Below are 19,079 nucleotides of genomic sequence, written 5' to 3'. Positions count from 1 at the left end.
CATGCGACATTTGTTTATCTACGGAACTTTGCGGTATCTGCCGCTGCTGGAGCTTGTACTGGGCCGCCCCGCTGGGGCGATTGATCTCAGCGAGGCGAGTTTGCCCGGCTACCGCGTCTCTGCCGCAGCGGAGGGGCCGTTCCCCACGATAGAAGTTTGCGAAGGGGCGCAGGCCGAAGGCTTGCTGGTGCAGGGGCTCAGCGCGGATGATTTCGCGCGGCTCGATTTCTATGAAGGCGCGTTCGATTATGATCTGGTGCCGGTGACGCTGGCAGAGGGGCAGGCGGCCGAGGTCTATCTGCCGCAGCCGGGGCGCTGGACGGCGCAGGGGCCGTGGTCGCTCGCACAGTGGGAGGCCGATTGGTCCGCGCTCTCGTGCAACGCGGCACGAGAGGTGATGAGCTATATGGGCAAACGTCCCCGGGCCGAGGTTGACGCGATGTTCCCGATGATCCGCCGCCGCGCCCATCAGCAGGTGCTGGCAGAGCAGGGTGCCCATGATCCGCTGACCCTTAACGGCAAGATTAAGGTGACTGATCGCAGCCGCGTTTACGCAAAATTCTTCGCCCTTGATGAAATCTCGCTGCGCCATGAGACCTTTGACGGCGGCATATCCCCGCAGATTGACCGCGCGGTTTTCATCGGCGCGGATGCGGCGCTGGTGCTGCCTTATGATCCGCTGCGCGACCGCGTGCTGCTGGTTGAGCAAATCCGCATGGGGCCACTGGCCCGAGGCGATCACACCTGCTGGCAGTTAGAGCCCATTGCGGGCCATGTCGATCCCGGCGAAACACCGCAGGCCGCCGCGCGGCGTGAGGCGCAGGAAGAGGCCGGAATCACGCTGAGCGTCTTGGAATCGGTGGGCAACGTCTATGCCTCGCCCGGCAATGCGACGGAATTTTTTCACATTTTCGTGGGATTGGCGGATTTACCGGATCATATCATCGGCACGGGCGGTTTGGCCGCCGAGGGCGAGGATATCCGTTCGCATCTGATGTCCTTTGACGATCTTATGGCTTTGGCTGATGCGCAGGCGCTGGCCAATGCGCCATTGGTGGCAAGCGCCTATTGGCTGGCCCGTCACCGCGAACGCTTGAGGTCCGAAGGCACGACAGCTAAACCGGACGGAACATGAACTGGGGGCAAACATGCAGGTTGCAAAAGATCTGGCCGAGGCCATTGGAAACACACCGCTGATCCGGCTGCGCGGCGCGAGCAAAGAGACCGGCTGCGAAATCTTGGGCAAAGCGGAATTCATGAACCCCGGTCAGTCGGTCAAAGACCGCGCGGCGCTGTTCATCATTCGCGATGCTATTGCGCGGGGCGAGTTGAAGCCCGGCGGCACCATTGTCGAAGGCACGGCCGGCAACACTGGCATCGGGCTGGCGCTGGTTGGCGCGTCGATGGGGTTCAAAACCGTCATCGTCATCCCTGAGACGCAATCTCAGGAGAAGAAAGACATGCTGCGCCTTGCCGGTGCAGAACTGGTGCAGGTGCCCGCAGCTCCTTATAAAAACCCCAACAACTTTGTCCGCTATTCCGAGCGTTTGGCAAAGGAACTGGCTAAGACCACGCCCGAAGGGGTGATCTGGGCCAACCAGTTCGACAATACCGCCAACCGGCAGGCGCATATCGAGACGACAGGCCCCGAGATCTGGGAACAGACAGGCGGCAAGGTAGATGGTTTCTGCTGCGCCGTAGGCTCGGGTGGCACATTGGTCGGCGTTGCCATGGCGCTTCAGCCTAAGGGCGTGAAGATCGCGCTGGCCGATCCCGATGGCGCGGCGCTGCACAGTTTTTATACCGAAGGCGAGTTGAAGTCCGAAGGCAGTTCCATCGCCGAAGGCATCGGGCAGGGGCGGATCACCGCGAACCTCGAAGGGTTCAAGCCGGATTATAGCTATAACATCTCTGACGAAGAAGCCCTGCCGGTGGTCTTTGACCTGCTGGAAAACGAAGGGCTCTGCCTTGGCGCTTCTTCTGGCGTGAACGTCGCAGGCGCCATGCGCATGGCGAAAGAAATGGGGCCGGGGCATACGATCGTCACCGTGCTTTGTGACTTTGGCACGCGCTATCAGTCCAAGCTCTTTAACCCAGAGTTTTTGCGCGAGAAGGGGCTGCCGACGCCCGGCTGGCTTGATGCCGCGCCGCAATCCATCCCAGGTGTTTTCGAGGATACATGACCCAAATGCTCCGCTTCGCCCTTGGCCTTACCGCGTTGCTGGTCTGGCTGACCGGCGCTGCAGTCGCTCAAGAACCGGTACTGCCGGATTTTGATCAATGGGAATCCGTTGCTTCGACCGCCGAAGAGGTGATTGACGCGACGGACACCACCGAGACCATGCTAGAGGTGCAGCGCGCCCGGCTGGTCGAGTACCGCACCAAATTCGACGCGGCGCGAAACCTGAACGCGGCGCGGATCAATGCGCTGCGGGAACAAATAGCCGCCCTTGGCACCCCACCAGAAGGCGAAGGGGCCGAGCCGGAATCGCCCGAGGTCGCTGCCAACCGCGAGGAGTTGAACAGACAGCTCAACACCCTGCTAACCCCGGTTCAGCGGGCCGAAGCCGCGTTCCTGCGGGCCGACGCGCTGATTGGTCAAATCGACGTAGCCCTGCGCGAGCGCCAAACCGAACAGCTGATGGAGGTTGTCCCCACGCCGCTCAACCCGGTGCACTGGCAAACTGCCGTTAACGATCTGGCTATCGCAGCGGGTGAGATTGCCGCCGAAGCCCCCGATAATGCCGAAACGGCACGCCGCAATCTGCGGTCCTCCTTGCCAGCGGTGTTGGCGCTTACGGTGCTGGGGTTGGTGCTGATATTGCGCGGGCATCATTGGTCGACGGCAATTGTCGGGCGACTGCAGCGGTTTGGCGCGCGCGGTTTTGGCATCTGGCGCTTTGTGGTTTCGCTGCTGCGGATTATCCTGCCCACGGCGGGTATGGTGCTGCTGGTGATGGCCGTGTTGGCGACCGGCTGGCTTGGGCCGCGCGGGTCTGCCTTGGTCCAGCTTATCCCGGTGATCGGCGGCGCGATGCTGGGCGTTCGCTGGGTGGCCGAACGGGTGTTCTCCCGCGATGAGGACGAAGCCCTGATCCTGCTGCCGCGCCCCGAGCGCAAAGCCGTACGTTTCTACGTCAGTATCATTACAGTAACCGTCATCCTTGGCGCGATCATCGACGCAATTTTCGACGGGCAACAACCGGCTGAGACCACCGAAGCGGTGCTGCGCCTGCCTGTCATGTTGCTCAGCGCCTTTGCCCTGTTCCGCATCGGTCGCATTTTGCACGGTCACAGCGACCCGGTGCCGGATGATGAACCTGCCTCTGAAGAGCCACGCGTCTCGACGCTGAGCCGCGTGGTGCGCGGTCTGGGCTTGGGTGCGATGATCGTGGCGATTGTGTCTCCTCTGTTGCTGATCAGCGGCTATTACAACGCCGCTGTGTCGCTGCTGCCGCCCTATGTCACCACACTTGTCCTTTTGGGGCTGGTGATGACGCTGCAACGGTTCTTGGCGGACGTCTACGGCGCGATGACCGGGCAGGGGGTGCAGGCGCGTGATGCCTTGATGCCGGTATTCTTTGGCCTGATCCTTCTGTTGTTGTCGCTGCCCGTAATGGCACTGGCATGGGGCGCAAGGGTTACCGACCTGACCGAGCTTTGGGCGCTGTTCAGTCGAGGCTTTGCCTTTGGTGAGACGCGCATCCGTCCGACAGATTTCCTGTCCTTTGCGGTCATCTTTGTCATCGGCTATGCCGCCACCCGTCTGATGCAGAGCGCGCTGCGCAGCAATGTGCTGCCTAAAACGCGGATGGACATCGGGGGGCAGAACGCCATCGTCTCGGGAATCGGATACGTCGGTATCTTCCTCGCCGCGCTGCTGGCGATCACCGGGGCCGGGATCGACCTTTCCGCGCTCGCTTATGTTGCCGGTGCGCTGTCAGTCGGTATCGGTTTTGGTCTGCAAAACGTCGTGTCGAACTTCGTGTCGGGCATCATCCTGTTGATCGAACGCCCTATCTCCGAAGGCGATTGGATCGAGGTGGGCGGGCAGATGGGCTATGTCCGCGATATCTCGGTGCGCTCAACAAGGATCGAAACCTTCGACCGGACCGACGTCATTGTGCCCAATGCTGATTTGATCAGCGGCACGGTCACCAACTATACGCGCGGCAACACCGTGGGGCGTTTGATCGTGCCCCTGGGCGTGGCCTATGGCACTGATACCAAACGTGTGGAGGGCATCTTGCAAGAGATCGCCCAAGCCCAGCCCATCGTGCTGACCAACCCGCCGCCTGCGGTGCTGTTCCTGAATTTCGGCGCGGACGCGCTGGAGTTTGAAGTTCGTTGCTACCTGCGAGACGTCAATTGGATGATGAAGGTCAAGAACGACATCAACCACGCCATCGCCGCGCGCTTCAAAGAAGAAGGGATCGAGATACCCTTTGCGCAACGTGATCTGTGGCTGCGCAACCCAGAGGCCCTGAAGGGCGAAGCCGCACCCGCGTTGGAAGACAGCAGCGACAAGGTGAGGCCACAGGCATGACAGGCGAACTGTTTCGGACGGAATCCTATCTGCGCGACGCGCCCGCCCGCGTGGCAGCCCATACGCCCGAGGGCGGGGTGATTTTGGACAGCTCTCTGTTCTATCCCACTGGGGGCGGCCAGCCGGGCGACAGCGGCTGGCTGACATGGGACAAACAGGAACTCTCCATCGCCACCACTGTTCGCGACCGCGACAGTGGCCGCATCGCGCTGGTTCCGGCAGAGCCGCGTGCCCTGCCGCCCGTCGGGGCCTATGTTACCCAGGAGCTTGACTGGGACCGCCGTCATAAACACATGCGCGTCCATACCGCTCTGCATCTCCTTTCAGTGGTGATCCCGCATCCGGTGACGGGCGGCCAGATCTCGGCCAGCCATGGGCGGCTTGATTTCAACATGCCCGACGCGCCACAGGACCGTGACGAGCTCGAAGAGGCGCTGAACCACTTCGTTTCCCTCGACGCGCGGGTGAGCGAGGACTGGATCACCGAAAGCCAACTCGACACTACCCCCGAACTGGTCAAGACCATGTCCGTCGCGCCGCCACGCGGGCGCGGGGATATTCGGCTGATCCGTATTGGTGAGCCGCAGGATCCCATCGACCTGCAGCCCTGTGGCGGTACCCATGTCGCGCGGACGGGCGAAATCGGCGGCCTTCGCCTTGGAAAGATTGAGAAAAAGGGCCGGTTAAACCGCCGCGTCTATGTTCATCTTGGCGGCTAGATAAATTTATCCGTCTTGGGGGGATTTCGCTCTTGCAACTCACTGTCCCCCCAAGCTAAACCGCGCATCAACGGAGCGGTGGCCGAGTGGTCGAAGGCGCACGCCTGGAAAGTGTGTAGGCGGGAGACCGTCTCCAGGGTTCGAATCCCTGTCGCTCCGCCATTTTCCCTTGAATGATTTTCTAGAGATATGGTGCCCGTTTGGGCCTGACCTCCAGACATGCAAAAAGCCCGGCACCTTTCGGTCCGGGCTCTTTCAGTTTTCCGGACGGGGGTCAGCGGGAGTCGTTGCCAGCCCCAAAGCCGCCATAGATATAACCATCACCCAAGCTGCTTTGCGCATCGTTGGTAGAGAAGGTTGCTTCTGATGCGCGGTCATCTGCGAAAGTGTCCAGCAGCAGGTCAGCGGCTCGCGCATTGGGACGGGTGGCCCCGGCGTCTTCAGCGTGGACGACAGTTGCTGTCACAGAGGTGTCCAAACGCAGGTCTTCGTAACGAGTCGACTGGCCGGCAAAGCCTGCAGTGGCGATCAAAGTGGCGGCGGCAGTTGCGATAAAGAGTTTCATTTTCCAGTCCTTTCAAGGTTTGGGAAATGGGCTTCAGCTTTCACGCTCTGGGAAGAGGTGGGGAGGTCGAGGGGCCCGTTCGATACAATGATATTAAAGGGTTACCGGTCTCAGTTACAAAGCAACTCGGATCACTGGCCCGTGTCGAAGCGAGACCCTGCGCGATTGATATGTAACAATGCGCGGTAAGTCATTAAGCGGCTGTTCTGAAAAGTTTATTCTGAGTTCTGGACAGAAACCAACTGCATTGAGGTTGTCAGCAACCGCTCTCCAACCCTTATTACATTCCCTTCGCAGGAACGTGACCGGCCCAACTCATCCCACAGCTACTCAATCCGTGTGCGATGTTTCATTCTCGGATGCTGATATCTGCCAACGAAAAAAGCCCGGAACGGACATTCTCCGTTCCGGGCTTTGTGCTTCATCAGCCAAATCTATCAGACGAGCGGTTCGTATAGCACCACGCGGGTGTTCATTGGTACCCGGTCGTAGAGTTCGGCCATCTGATCGTTCACCAAACGCGCGCAGCCATTGGAGACACGTTTGCCCAATGTGCTGGGATCGTTGGTGCCGTGAATACGCAGGAAGGTGTCGCCACGCTCTTCGGTAAAGAGGTAGAGACCACGCGAGCCCAGCGGATTATCCAATCCGCCCTCCATCCCATCAGAGTATTTAGCGTATTTTTCCGGCTCGCGGTCGATCATATCCGGGGTCGGGGTCCAGCTGGGCCATTCTTTCTTGGCCCCAACATAGAACTCGCCGGACTCGTACAAGCCCGGACGGCCAACGCCCACGGTATAGCGCCATGCCATATTGTCCGGCAGTGTCCAGTAAAGAGCGAAGTTGTCGGGATCGACATGGATTTCATAGGGAGGCGCGCCTGCGGCAATTGGCACCTTCCGCGGCATCATGTCTGGCGGCACATCATAGCTCGGCATTTCTTTGGGCGGATGTGCCAATGCGGGAGTTGCAAGACCTGTACCAAGTGCTGCGCCGCTGGCCGCTACGCCGGTGATGAAATGTCGTCTTCTCATTATGTTGTTCCCCTATTCTTCAATCGCGTGTTGAGGGTGAAACCATTTTAAGGCCGCGCTGTTCCATTCGTAAGAGAGGATCACAAACTGTTGTAACTTTCCCACGGCGTCAGGGCGACATCCTTGCGAGCGCGCCCTCTGCCCATCGGTCGGCAGATTGGCCAAAACAATCATGCAGGGAATCTACTGCTGTTACGCTGCCAAGCGCCAGACGCCCTAGTAAGCAGAGGCCGGGAACAGACTCTCCGTTTCGGTCCCGTAACGTCCCGTCAGGCTCAATCGCGGCTGCCAGGTTGGCTGAGACTGGCGTGACCCAGCCTTTCGCGATGAGATTGGGCAGGGGTGGCACCTTGATGTGAGAGAGGTCTGGCGGAGGCAGCACGGCGTCGATGATGACAGAGACCTCACACTGCCGCCTTTCCGCCCGAAGGGACCAGCCTTGCACCGTGTCGGCAATCTCTGGGTCCGTCACGAAGGACAGATCAACCAGCCCCGCGTCAATCAAGGCCAGAAGTTCACACGCCGAAGACAGAGGCGGGCCGTAGGAATAACGTTTCATCCCTTCGTCGAAACCGATCAGCCGCTTGGCCGTTTCAGGCGTCGCGCTCCCCGGATTGAAGGCCGCGCGCCATTCGTCCTGCCATTTGCGCCAGACCTGTCCAAGGGCGTAGCCGATGCTTGGCGCGGTCCGCCCGGCGGCGAGTTCAATTCCATGCCGCAAGGCGTCCATCGGGGGCTGACTGTCTTGCGCGCCGGGGTCGGACCACTCCGCTGTGAGCCACGCGGAGACCTGCGTCTCACGCACGCCCTGCTGTGTGAGGATTCGCGCCACGACCGGCGCTAAGGCCGCAGTGATAAGTGACGATGCCTTTTGCGGCGCAGCGTTGACTGCCGCGCCGGCGGCTTGGGTGAAACGCGCGGTCTCATTCGGCAACGGCGTAAAGAGGGCATCAAGGTCCGCATCCTGTGGCTTGGGGAAGGGGGGCTGGCCATTGAGCGAGAAAGGCAGAATACAGGCAGGCTCCCGGCCCGAGGGGTGATAGCCCGCCGCATCAAAATGCCCCCCCTGCGCCATGGTAAGGCTGCGCAGCACGTCAAAGGTGGACAGACCCAAGCCCCGAATGGCCACGCGCTTGCCTTGCCAACTCTGAGCCTGTGCCTCAAGGGAGGCCGCAGGATAGGCCTGCGCGACTTCGGCCCCGGTCTGCGCCGCGTGATCTTGCCAATTCGCCCATTGCTCATCCGGCTCCACCGGGGGCTGACCGAGGGTCAGGAGGACTTCATCATATCGCGCCTCCGCGCCGGTCTCTGACTGAAGTCGCCAGACTGATCCTTCCTGCGAAAGCTGCGCAATACGCGCGGGGATCAATGTGAGCTTGGTGTCAGTTTCAGTAAAGCTCCGCTGAAAGAGATCGTCCCGCCGCGCTTCGAGATAGCGGCCCATGTCAGCGCGGGATGGAAAAGCGTCGGGATCAACTGGTTTGCCCTGCCAGTCCGCGAAACTGCCCACGGCAGAGCCCTGTGGGGGGCGGATGGCGATATCCCGGTATGGAATGTTGAGCAGACAATACGCCGGCTCGGAGGGGGCAAAGTTTGGACCTGCGCCGGGAAAGGCGCTCGGCTCGTAAATGTCGATCTGCACAGGGCGTAGGGAACTCGCCAGCCGCCGGGACAGGGCCTCCAATGCCCCAAGCCCGCGTGGACCGAAACCGATCACGGCTATCCGTGTTGTCGCCTGTACCTGCATCACGCTCCCCCGGCCATATTCAAGCGCGACCGTAGACGTGGGCTATGGGCAGGGAAAGGCCTCACCCGCAACAAAAAAGGCACCCGAAGGCGCCCTAATTAAATCATTCGTCCCACAGTGCAGGCTGCGATCAGCCGCCCCAGCTACGAACATTGCCGCAGTCCATATGGGTGAAGTTGGAGCCGGAGTAGCGACCAACGCCGCCGCCGCCGCAGGCGATCGCAGCGCGCGCAACTTGATGCACCGAACGCGACGCAAGCCGCAGATCAGCCGCCTGACCCTTAAGGTGAAGCGAATTCTTGGCCACACCGCTGGAGCGGGAGCGCAGCATCGCATTGGTCTTGGGGCTGCGGTAGCCGGAGAGGAGCATATAGGGCTCGTTCACATCCAGCAGGTTGTGTGAAGCGGCCATGATATCAACGGTGCGTAGGTCCATGTTGGTGACCTCATCCGTCCGCCAGTCGCGCATGAAATGGTTGATCTCGGCAAAGGCATCTTTGATATAATGGCCTTCGATCCAGTAGATCATGTCCAGTCGTTCACCTGTACGGCCGGAATACATACGGATGCGGCGGATATCGCCAGCGCCACGCAGAAAACCTGCCGCGTTAGAGAAGGTAGGAGCTGCTGCAACAGTTGTTGCTGCGAATGCACCCAGAAGGGCGCGTCGGGTCATCCCCGAGGAGCTTTTGCCTGTCATGTGTCTCTGTCCCGTCGTCTGCCTAAGTTACCCAAGATGTTACATGGGCCATTCATCTCATCCCCAGATGCAACATTGTTATTGCATAGCGGGAAAATCTGACCAAGGCCTGAATCAGAAAGGTTCCCGAGTGACACAAATTTAGGCAAGTTTTTGCGCAATGCGGCTAAAAAACCCAGTGTTTACAGGGCAAACCGATGCGTGATGCGCACAATCCAAAATCAGAATTTTCTACGAACGGAAAATTGAATGGACTTGCGCGTAGTAATATTGGCAAACCGATCAAGCAATAGGGTCGCTTGGCGGCAACGATATATTCACGGGGAACGACATGGCATTCAGCGCGACTTTTTCACGGCATTTGCCCAATCTAATTGCGGGGTTGGCCCTGATGATCGCGGCGCTGTTTTTACCGGGTTCCGTCGCTGCACAGGTCACCGCTTTCAAGCAAGCCGTTGCCGAAGCCGCCGCCCAAGATGATGATATCGCGGCCTTCTACCGCGAGAACGATTACACCGCGATCTGGACAGGTGCCGCCGACGAACATCGCGCGCGCCGCTCGGAACTGCTGCGCGCAATCAGTGCGGCAGAGGATCACGGCCTGCCTGTGACGCGCTATAACCCCGATGCCGTTTTAGACATGCTGCGCAATGCGAAATCCCCGCGCGATCGGGGATTCGCCGAAGTGGAACTTAGCCGTGTCTTCCTACGCTATGCCCGGGACGTGCAGACCGGCGTCTTGATCCCTAAGCGGATCATTAGCCAGATTGTGCGCGAAATCCCGTACCGCGACCGCAAGACCTACCTGCAAGACTTGCCCAAATCCTCTCCCGCTGCCTATTTCCGGACGCTGCCGCCGCGCAGCCTTGAGTATAATGCGTTGCTCAAAGAGAAGATCGTGATGGAAAAGCTTCTGTCGCAGGGCGGCTGGGGCCCGTCGGTGCCCGCGGGCAAGTTAGAACCCGGCGATACCGGCAATGACGTGATTGCGCTGCGCAACCGCCTGATTGCTATGGGCTACCTTGAGCGCTCGAACGCCGTTGGCTATGACGCGAGCCTCACAGACGCCGTGCGCCAGTTCCAAGAAGCCCACGGGCTGAACACCGATGGGGTCGCGGGTCCGGCCACGATGAAGCAGATCAACATCGGTGTTGAACAGCGCTTGCAATCGGTCATGGTCGCCCTTGAGCGTGAGCGTTGGTTCAATACCGACCGCGGCAAACGCCATATCCTTGTGAACATCCCCGATTTCTCGGCCAAGATTATCGACGATGGCAAGACCACTTTCCAAACCCGTTCTGTCGTCGGTGCTGCACGCGAGGATCGCCCGACGCCCGAATTTTCGGATGTGATGGAGCATATGGTGGTGAACCCAAGCTGGTATGTGCCGCGCTCCATCGTGACCGGGGAATACCTGCCGCAGCTCAAGCAGAACCGTAACGCGGTGAACCATATCGAGATCACCGACAGCCGCGGACGGAAGGTGAACCGCGGTGCCGTGAACTTTAACAAATATACCGCTCGGACCTTCCCCTTTTCCATGCGCCAGCCGCCCAGCAACACCAATGCCTTGGGTCTGGTGAAGTTCATGTTCCCCAATAAGTACAACATCTACCTGCATGATACCCCAGCCAAGAGCCTCTTTGACCGCGATGTGCGGGCCTTCAGCCACGGCTGTGTGCGTCTGGCCGAACCCTTTGAATTTGCCTATGCGCTGCTCGCACGGCAATCGGCTGACCCGGAGGGGGAGTTCCAGACCGTGCTGCGTAGCGGACGTGAGACACGGATCGTTTTGAAAGAGCCTGTGCCCGTGCATCTGATCTACCGCACCGCCGTGACCAACGCCCGTGGTCACACTGAATACCGCGATGACGTTTATGGCCGGGATGCGCTGATTTGGAACGCGCTCGCTAAGGCGGGGGTGGCCTTGCGCGGCGTTCAGGGGTAACTCTCGGGCGCGCAACAAGTAAGGGCCGCCCGATATGACCTATAGTGTTCAGCAAATCGCCAAGGCCGTCGGCGCCAGCGCCGAGGGCGACATCGCACTCAAGGTCAGCGGCGTTGCCGAACCGGCCAGCGCCCAACGCGGCGAGATGGCGCTGGCGATGGACCCGCGCTATGCCAGCAGCCTCTCCGATGGGGCCGCCGAAGTGGCAATGCTTTGGGAGGGGGCTGATTGGCGGGCACTGGGGCTGAAGGCCGCGATCCTGCCCAACCGTCCGCGCTATGCGCTCTCTGGCGTGACGCGGTTGCTCGACAAGGGGCAGGGGTTCAAACCGGGCATCCATCCTACAGCCGTGATCGATCCCGATGCCACTTTGGGTGATGGCGTCTCGGTCGGCCCGCTGGCGGTGATCTCTGCCGGGGCGACGATAGGGACAGGAAGCGTGATCGGACCGCTGTGCTTTGTCGGTGTGGATGCGACATTGGGCGAGGGCTGTTTCCTTCGTGAACACGTGAGCATCGGTGCGCGCGTCACCATCGGGCCACGCTTCATTGCGCAGTCCGGCGTGCGTCTGGGCGGCGATGGTTTCTCCTTTGTGACGGCAGAGCTGTCCACCGTGGAAAGCGCGCGGCAAACCTTGGGCGATCAGGGCGACGCCGCACCACAGCCTTGGACACGGATCCATTCGCTCGGCGCTGTGATGATCGGCGCGGATGTGGAAATGGGCATGGGCTCCACCATCGACAATGGCACCATCCGCGACACCCGCGTGGGCGATGGCACGAAAATCGACAACCTTGTCCACATCGGCCATAACGCGGTGATCGGCAAAAACTGTCTGCTTTGCGGGCAAGCCGGTGTCGGCGGCTCCACCCGTGTAGGCGACAATGTTGTGCTGGGCGGGCAGGTCGGTTTGGCCGATAACATCACGATTGGCGACCGGGTGATCGCGGGCGGCGGGACGATCGTGTTGTCCAACGTGCCCGAGGGGCGCACCATGCTGGGCTACCCCGCCACGCAGATGAGCAAGCAAACCGAAATCTACAAGGCACTGCGCCGCTTGCCCAAGCTGCTGCGTGATGTCGCGGCCCTGCAAAAGGTGGTTTCCAAAGCCGACAAGGCTGACTAAACCTGCCGCGGACATTGTTGAGGGACGCAGCCATGAGCACTCAGGATCAGGTCATCACCATCCTCGCCGAACAGGCCATGATTGAGCCGGAGGATGTCACGCTCGACAGCACGCTGGAGGATCTGGGCATCGATAGCATGGGGGTCGTCGAAAGCATCTTCGCCATAGAAGAGACATTCGACATCAACGTGCCCTTCAACGCCAACAGCCCCAGCGAAAGCGATTTCGACATTTCGACCGTGCGCAGCATTGTCGCCGGGGTGGAACGGCTGAAGGCCGAACAGAGCTAAGCACATGAAGAGAGTTGTCATCACCGGCGCCGGCACGATCAACGCTCTGGGCCTGTCGGTGCCAGAGACACTCGCTGCCATGCGCGCAGGCAAATGCGGCATCGGCCCGCTGGAGTTCCGCGATGTGGAGCGGCTGGCCATCCGCATCGGTGGTCAGGTGCGCGGGTTTGAGGCCGAAGGCCGCTATAACCGCCAGCAAGTCGCGCTTTACGATCGGTTCACGCAATTCACCCTCACCGCCGCCCGCGAAGCAATTGAGCAGGCGGGGCTGACCTTCACCGATGAGCTGGCCGCCCGCGCCGGTGTGGTGCTGGGCACGGCGGGAGGTGGTGTGTCCACGTGGGACGACAACTACCGCGCCGTCTATGAAGAGGGCAAAAACCGGGTGCATCCCTTTGTGGTGCCCAAGCTGATGAACAATGCCGCCGCCAGCCATGTCAGCATGGAATGGAACCTACGCGGCCCGTCCTTCACGGTCTCGACCGCCTGCGCGTCGTCCAATCACGCCATGGCGCAGGCCTTTGCCATAGTCCGATCTGGCATGAGCCCGGTCATGGTGACGGGCGGATCGGAGTCGATGCTCTGCTTCGGCGGCGTGAAAGCGTGGGAAGGGCTGCGCGTGATGAGCCGCGATGCCTGCCGCCCGTTTTCGGCCAACCGCAACGGAATGGTACAGGGCGAGGGCGCGGGGGTCTTTGTTTTCGAGGAATATGAACACGCCTGTGCACGTGGGGCGGAAATCCTTTGCGAGGTCGCGGGTTTCGCCATGACGTCGGATGCCAGTGATATCGTCATGCCCTCCAAAGCCGGGGCCGCGCGGGCGATGCAGGGGGCGCTGGCCGATGCGGGGATCAACCGCGAAGAGGTCGGCTATATTAACGCTCATGGCACCGGGACGGCGGCGAACGACAAGACCGAATGTGCGGCGGTCGCGGATGTGTTTGGCACTCACGCGGATCAACTGATGATCTCTTCGACGAAATCCATGCACGGCCATGTGATCGGCGGCACCGGTGCGGTTGAGCTTTTGGCCTGTATCATGGCGCTGCGCGACGGGGTGATCGCGCCCACCATCGGCTATGAAGAACCCGACCCGGAATGCGCCCTCGACGTGGTGCCGAATGAGGCCCGTGACGCGCAGGTCGATGTGGCGCTCAGCAACGCCTTCGCCTTTGGTGGGATGAACGCCGTTCTGGCCCTGCGCCGCACCTGATCCACCTTAACGCCAGACGAAAAATGCCGCCCCCATCAGGGAGCGGCATCAGCATTCCTGAATTTAGGCAGGTCTTACTGCTCGATCACCGAGACTTCGTCATAGCCAGCGGTGAAACCGTCGAGCGAGAGTGTTAGCTTCACTTCCTGATCAGGGGCCAACGCGGGCACAATGGTCAGAACCGCTTGCTTGCCGCGCTTGAAGGCCGCGATATCGGCGTCTGTCAGACCCATGCGCACGTAGCAGCCGACCGGGTTGCAGAAGGCATAGGGATAGCGACGCGCCTTGCCACCGTCGACCGAAAGGGTCAGCTGCGCGGGCAGGGCGGTCTCAAGTGGCACAACGACCGTGGCACCGGCCTTGGCTTGACCACCACCGGGCAAACGGAAGAGCGAAACTTCGGCAACCGGCGCGCCCTCACCATCGGCGAGGAGCTGATACATCTGGCAAGGGTCGACTTCTTCCTCGGTCTTGATGCAGCGCATCTCCCAGGAACCGATTTCTTTCTTGGTGTAAGGCTTGCCCAGTTCGGGGTCTTTGTCCGCGTCCTCGCCAAGGCTCAGCTGCTCTTCGATCTGGCCCGCATTGCCACTGGTGCCGGGCTGCGGCTTGGGCTCTTCGGCCTGCGTACCGCTCTCTTCTGCGGCAGTCTCAGGTGCTGCGGTCTCAGACGTTGTGGTATCTGTTGCGGTCTGGGCGAAAACGGTGATCGGGGCCGTCAGTGCAAGCGCTGCGCAAAGCGGCAGGGCGGTCATAAACTTGCTCATGTCATATCCACATTAGTTGCGTTACCGCCCCTTACCATGCCGCCCCGGGATTGTCAGTGGTCATGGCCGCATTTCAATCATGGATCGGGCAAATTCATGCCGACCTAAGGTTGCACGGATTCCTTGCAATGTCAGAGGTTTAGCTGCCGGAAAAGCAAAAGGGGACGCAGCGCGCCCCCTTCCGTGTACTTTCTCCCCGTCGGACTGGGCCGACTTATTAATGCCACGTTAGGCAAGCGCGTGGTGTCGGTCAACAGGAAAAATGCGACAATCTGTCAGGGTGTTGCGACAGCCCGTGATAGAAAAAGGGCCGCACCCGAGGGCGCGGCCAGTCTAACAGGGAGGAAGTAAACCCCGCCCGATAGAAGGACATGTGGGCGGGATGCCTTCACTATGGCGCGCAAAGGTTAAGTTTGTATGCTCTAGTGGAACGGACGAATGGCTAAAATTGACAGAAAGGCCCCAACGTGAGCAGTGACATCTTTATCGGCGGCGGCGGTCCCGACTATGCGACCAAGCAATTCCTCGACCTCGGCTATGCCAACCGCCACGGGCTGATTGCCGGGGCGACGGGTACCGGCAAGACGGTGACACTGCAGATCCTTGCCGAAGGTTTTGCCAATGCGGGCGTTCCAGTGTTTCTGTCGGATGTGAAGGGTGACCTCTCGGGCCTCGCGGTGGCGGGGAGCGAGACTGCCAAACTACACGGCCCCTTCACCGAACGCGCCGCCAAGATCGGATTTGACGACTATACCTATCAGTCCTTCCCGGTGACCTTTTGGGATCTCTTCGGAGAACAGGGCCACCCGGTCCGCACCACCGTGTCTGAGATGGGCCCGCTGTTGATCGCTCAGCTTTTGGACCTCAGCGAAGCGCAGGAGGGTATTTTGAACATCGCCTTCCGCGTGGCTGATGAGGAGGGCATGCCGCTGTTGGATCTCAAAGATCTACAGGCGTTGTTGGTTTGGGTTGGAGAGAACGCGAAAGATTTGGCGCTGCGCTATGGCAATGTCTCCACCGCATCGGTCGGCACGATCCAGCGGCGGTTGCTGGTGTTGGAGAACCAAGGCGGCGCGCAGCTTTTCGGGGAGCCAGCGCTGGCGCTGTCGGACCTGATGCGCAGCGATGCCGACGGGCGCGGGCGGATCAACATCCTCGCCGCAGACAAGCTCATGGGATCGCCCAAACTTTATGCGACCTTCCTATTGTGGCTGATGTCCGAGCTTTTCGAGGAACTCCCCGAGGTGGGCGACCCCGATAAACCGAAACTCGTATTCTTCTTTGACGAGGCGCATTTGTTATTTGACGACGCGCCTAAAGCGTTGGTGGATAAGGTCGAACAGGTGGCACGGCTGATCCGCTCAAAAGGTGTCGGCGTCTATTTCGTGACCCAAAACCCCGCCGACGTGCCGGATGATATTCTCGGCCAGCTCGGCAACCGTATCCAACACGCGCTACGCGCTTTCACCGCCCGCGACCGCAAGGAACTGCGCCAAGCCGCGCAGACCTACCGTGAGAATCTGCGGTTCGATACCGAAGAGGCCATCCGCGAGGTTGGCGTTGGCGAGGCGGTGACTTCCATGCTCCAGCGCAAAGGCATCCCCGGCGTGGTGGAACGCACGCTGATCCGCCCCCCGTCTTCGCAGCTTGGTCCGATAACCGGTGCGGAACGCGCCGCCGTGCTCAAAGGGTCAGACCTCGCCGGGAAATACGAAGCGTTGCAAGACCGCGAGTCGGCCTATGAAATGCTCAAAGCCCGTGCCGAAGCCGCCGCCAAAGAGGCCGAAGAAGCCGAGGTAAAAGCAGAAGCGGAAGATGAAGCCGCCCGCGAATTTCAGAAAGCCCGCCGCTACGGTGGCGCCCGCAGCAGCAGCCGTAGGTCTACCACAGCCAAATCAGACGGGTTCGGCGACGCCATCGCCACCGCCGTGATCAAAGAGCTGAAAGGCACCACAGGCCGCCGCATCGTGCGCGGCATCTTGGGCGGCCTGTTCAAAGGCCGCTAACGACCTCTGCAACCAGCAAAAAGGGGCGCGGTAAAAACACCGCGCCCCCCTCTTTTTGGCTATAAATACTTAACGCCGCCCGCGCCGAACGCAGGCCGCCCGCGTCTTACCGCTCCGGGATCAATCCGCGGGGGCTGAAGCGCAGCACCAGCAGCAACACCATCCCCATCGTCAGCAGACGCATATGCGCCGCACTCTCGATCAGATGCTCCTTGAGCGCGGAGCCTTCGGACATGCCAGCGGTGATTAGACTCATGAGCCAGAGACCCATCGGCTCGACCTGTACCCAGAGGAACCAAATCAGGAAACCGCCCAAGATCGCACCAAAGTTGTTGCCCGACCCGCCGACGATCACCATGACCCAAATCAGGAAGGTGAAGCGCAGCGGCTGGTAGGTGCCGGGCGTCAACTGGCTGTCCATCGTCGTCATCATCGCACCCGCGATGCCGCAGATCGCGGAGCCGAGGATGAAGACCTGCAAATGCCGTGCGGTGACGTCCTTGCCCATCGCCTCGGCCGCGACTTCGTTGTCGCGGATCGCCCGCAGCATCCGGCCCCAAGGCGAATGCAGCGCCCGTTGGCTCATCCACAGCAAGACGATCAGCACCGCGGCGAAAAGCGCGATGTAGAGCAGTTTGACCCAAAGCGTCGAGGCGTCTACCGGATCAAAGCCAAAACCGGCGGCGCGTTCGACAAAACTGGGATCATTTTGCAGGTCGATCTCATAGGGGACGGGACGGGGCAGGCCGATGACGTTTTTGACGCCGCGGCTCATCCAGTCTTCGTTTTTCAGCACCGCGATGATGATCTCGGCAATGCCCAGCGTTGCAATCGCAAGATAGTCCGAGCGCAGGCCCAGAGCTGTCTTGCCGATGAGCCATGCAGCACCAGCGGCAAAGAGACCACCCACCGGCCAAGAGATCAGCACCGGCAAGCCCAGACCACCGAGATAGCCGCTCTGCGCCGGGTTGATCGCTTCCACCGCCTCAACCGCAGGGTCGAGCAGGGCGCGGAAGACGAAGAAGCCGATGATCAGAACCGCGATCACGGTCAGCGTGCGCGCGATGCCGGGGGCCATGCGTTTCATCAGCATGACCGCCGCGACCACTGTGCCCGCGCCAAGTGCCAGCGCGCCCAGAATGGCGAAACCACCGGTGGACCATGCGCCTTCGGTCGGGGGCATGGAAACCAGCACAGCCGCCAGACCCCCAAGCGCCACGAAGCCCATGATGCCGACGTTGAACAGCCCGGCAAAGCCCCACTGGAGGTTCACCCCAAGCGCCATAATCGACGAGATCAGGCCCATGGCGATGATGAGCAGCGCCGAGTTCCAGCTTTGCTCGAAACCAGTGTAGATGATCATCAAGGCGATGATCGCGAAAAGGATCGTGTTTTTCACAGTCTGGGTCATACCGATTTCCCCTTGAACAGCCCGGTGGGCTTGATCAGCAGAACGATCAGAAGAATGACGAAGCTGACCGCAAATTTGTAATCCGTGCTCATAAGCTGGACCAAGCCATCAGGCTCCATCCCGTCGGGCATGACGTAGCCCAGCACCTTTTTCCACGCATAGGTGATCGTCACCTCTGAGAAGGCGATGACGAAACCGCCCGCAATGGCCCCAACCGGGCTGCCAAGGCCACCGACGATGGCGGCGGCGAAGATCGGCAGCAGAAGCTGGAAATAGGTGAAGGGTTTGAACGACTTGTCGAGCCCGTAGAGCGTGCCTGCGATGGTCGCCAGCGCCGCCACGATCATCCAGGTGATCATCACCACGCGCTCGGGGTTGATGCCCGACAGAAGCGCCAGATCCTCGTTGTCCGAATAGGCCCGCATGGATTTGCCCGCCCGGGTCTTGTTGAGGAACCAGAACAGCAGCGCCACCACGATGATCGCGGTGACGATGGTGATGCCCTGCGTCGTCTTAAAGGCGAGGCCTTCTTCCAGACCGGTGAGCTGTTTGAAGTCCCGCGCCGACATGATGAAGCGCTGACCGTCGAGGAAGTTCTGATCGTCCGCGCCAATGATGAAGCGGGTGATGCCGTTGTAGATGAAGGTCACGCCGAGCGAGACGATCACAAGGATCACCGGCTTGGCCTTTTGCTCGCGGTAGAACTTGTACACCACCCGGTCTGTGCCCAGAAGCAGCAGGATCGCAAAAGCGATGCCGAAGGGCAGGGCGAGCAGGGCCGTCGGCAAGACGCCGAGGCTCAGCCCCATGGACTGGAACAGCCATGTCACAAGGATCGTGGCCATGGTGCCCATGGCCATCGTATCGCCATGCGCAAAGTTGGAGAACCGCAGGATGCCGTAGACCAGCGTCACACCAAGCGCGCCAAGGGCGAGCTGCGATCCATAGGCGATGCCCGGGATGAGGACATAGTTCGAAAGTGCAATAAATGCGTTGAGCAGATCCAT

Annotated in this window: 16 protein-coding genes and 1 tRNA gene; 10 read left to right on the top strand and 7 right to left on the bottom strand. The window is 60.6% G+C overall.

Translation table 11 applies throughout. The features are described from left to right. Position 1 precedes the first annotated feature (1 nt). From K3759_RS08000 to K3759_RS07980, 5 genes are all read left to right on the top strand, one after another. On the top strand, positions 2 to 1,135 hold the full coding sequence (locus K3759_RS08000; protein ID WP_259985486.1) for an NUDIX domain-containing protein: 1,134 nt from the start codon (positions 2 to 4) through the stop codon (positions 1,133 to 1,135). 13 nt (positions 1,136 to 1,148) lie between these two features. Next, positions 1,149 to 2,183, top strand: a complete 1,035-nt coding sequence (locus K3759_RS07995; RefSeq protein ID WP_259985485.1) for a cysteine synthase A — start codon at positions 1,149 to 1,151, stop codon at positions 2,181 to 2,183. Further along, entirely contained in the window at positions 2,180 to 4,546 is a 2,367-nt protein-coding gene (locus K3759_RS07990; RefSeq protein WP_409202508.1) for a DUF3772 domain-containing protein, read from the top strand. Before K3759_RS07995 ends, K3759_RS07990 begins: the two co-directional genes overlap by 4 nt. Continuing rightward, positions 4,543 to 5,265 carry an alanyl-tRNA editing protein gene (locus tag K3759_RS07985; protein ID WP_259985483.1) on the top strand — a complete coding sequence of 241 codons (723 nt, stop codon included), beginning with the start codon at positions 4,543 to 4,545 and terminating at the stop codon, positions 5,263 to 5,265. Before K3759_RS07990 ends, K3759_RS07985 begins: the two co-directional genes overlap by 4 nt. Before the next feature lie 72 nt (positions 5,266 to 5,337). After that, positions 5,338 to 5,427, top strand: a tRNA-Ser gene (locus K3759_RS07980). A 112-nt stretch (positions 5,428 to 5,539) separates the two neighbouring features. Here K3759_RS07980 and K3759_RS07975 read toward each other — a convergent pair. The 4 genes from K3759_RS07975 to K3759_RS07960 form a co-directional block, all read right to left on the bottom strand. Then, entirely contained in the window at positions 5,540 to 5,830 is a 291-nt protein-coding gene (locus K3759_RS07975) for a hypothetical protein (RefSeq protein ID WP_259985482.1), read from the bottom strand. A 437-nt stretch (positions 5,831 to 6,267) separates the two neighbouring features. Further along, positions 6,268 to 6,864: a L,D-transpeptidase gene (locus K3759_RS07970; RefSeq protein ID WP_259985481.1), complete on the bottom strand. Its 597-nt coding sequence runs from the start codon at positions 6,862 to 6,864 to the stop codon at positions 6,268 to 6,270. Positions 6,865 to 6,973: 109 nt separating this feature from the next. Then, the gene (locus K3759_RS07965; protein WP_259985480.1) at positions 6,974 to 8,611 is read right to left on the bottom strand and encodes an FAD/NAD(P)-binding protein; all 1,638 of its coding nucleotides are present in this window, start codon (positions 8,609 to 8,611) and stop codon (positions 6,974 to 6,976) included. Positions 8,612 to 8,741: 130 nt separating this feature from the next. Beyond that, positions 8,742 to 9,311 (bottom strand): DUF882 domain-containing protein, encoded by a 570-nt coding sequence (locus K3759_RS07960; protein ID WP_259985479.1) that lies wholly within the window; start codon positions 9,309 to 9,311, stop codon positions 8,742 to 8,744. A gap of 331 nt (positions 9,312 to 9,642) precedes the next feature. Between K3759_RS07960 and K3759_RS07955 the strand changes: the two genes are divergently transcribed. From K3759_RS07955 to K3759_RS07940, 4 genes are read left to right on the top strand one after another with little or no spacing between them, the layout of a single operon-like run. Further along, positions 9,643 to 11,259, top strand: coding sequence for a murein L,D-transpeptidase (locus K3759_RS07955; RefSeq protein ID WP_409202507.1), 1,617 nt, complete (start codon positions 9,643 to 9,645; stop codon positions 11,257 to 11,259). 34 nt (positions 11,260 to 11,293) lie between these two features. After that, the gene (lpxD, locus tag K3759_RS07950) at positions 11,294 to 12,385 is read left to right on the top strand and encodes a UDP-3-O-(3-hydroxymyristoyl)glucosamine N-acyltransferase (protein WP_259985478.1); all 1,092 of its coding nucleotides are present in this window, start codon (positions 11,294 to 11,296) and stop codon (positions 12,383 to 12,385) included. Positions 12,386 to 12,417: 32 nt separating this feature from the next. Further along, on the top strand, positions 12,418 to 12,675 hold the full coding sequence (locus K3759_RS07945; protein WP_007119669.1) for an acyl carrier protein: 258 nt from the start codon (positions 12,418 to 12,420) through the stop codon (positions 12,673 to 12,675). Between the two features lie 4 nt (positions 12,676 to 12,679). Continuing rightward, positions 12,680 to 13,888 (top strand): beta-ketoacyl synthase, encoded by a 1,209-nt coding sequence (locus K3759_RS07940; protein WP_259985476.1) that lies wholly within the window; start codon positions 12,680 to 12,682, stop codon positions 13,886 to 13,888. Between the two features lie 74 nt (positions 13,889 to 13,962). Here the strand turns inward: K3759_RS07940 and K3759_RS07935 are convergent, their stop codons facing one another. Then, on the bottom strand, positions 13,963 to 14,655 hold the full coding sequence (locus tag K3759_RS07935) for an invasion associated locus B family protein (RefSeq protein ID WP_259985474.1): 693 nt from the start codon (positions 14,653 to 14,655) through the stop codon (positions 13,963 to 13,965). Between the two features lie 467 nt (positions 14,656 to 15,122). Between K3759_RS07935 and K3759_RS07930 the strand changes: the two genes are divergently transcribed. Further along, a complete protein-coding gene (locus tag K3759_RS07930; RefSeq protein ID WP_259985472.1) occupies positions 15,123 to 16,661 on the top strand; it encodes a DUF853 domain-containing protein in 1,539 nt (512 codons plus the stop codon). Between the two features lie 106 nt (positions 16,662 to 16,767). On the opposite strand, the gene K3759_RS07925 is transcribed toward K3759_RS07930, so the two are convergent. Then, a complete protein-coding gene (locus tag K3759_RS07925; protein ID WP_259985470.1) occupies positions 16,768 to 18,072 on the bottom strand; it encodes a branched-chain amino acid ABC transporter permease in 1,305 nt (434 codons plus the stop codon). Beyond that, positions 18,069 to 19,079: a branched-chain amino acid ABC transporter permease gene (locus K3759_RS07920; protein WP_259985469.1), complete on the bottom strand. Its 1,011-nt coding sequence runs from the start codon at positions 19,077 to 19,079 to the stop codon at positions 18,069 to 18,071. Before K3759_RS07920 ends, K3759_RS07925 begins: the two co-directional genes overlap by 4 nt.

Origin of the sequence: Sulfitobacter sp. W027 (genome assembly GCF_025143985.1) — a bacterium.
Taxonomy (GTDB): domain Bacteria; phylum Pseudomonadota; class Alphaproteobacteria; order Rhodobacterales; family Rhodobacteraceae; genus Sulfitobacter.
Note: the sequence above shows the minus strand (reverse complement) of the source record. Positions and strands in the feature narration are given on the sequence as shown.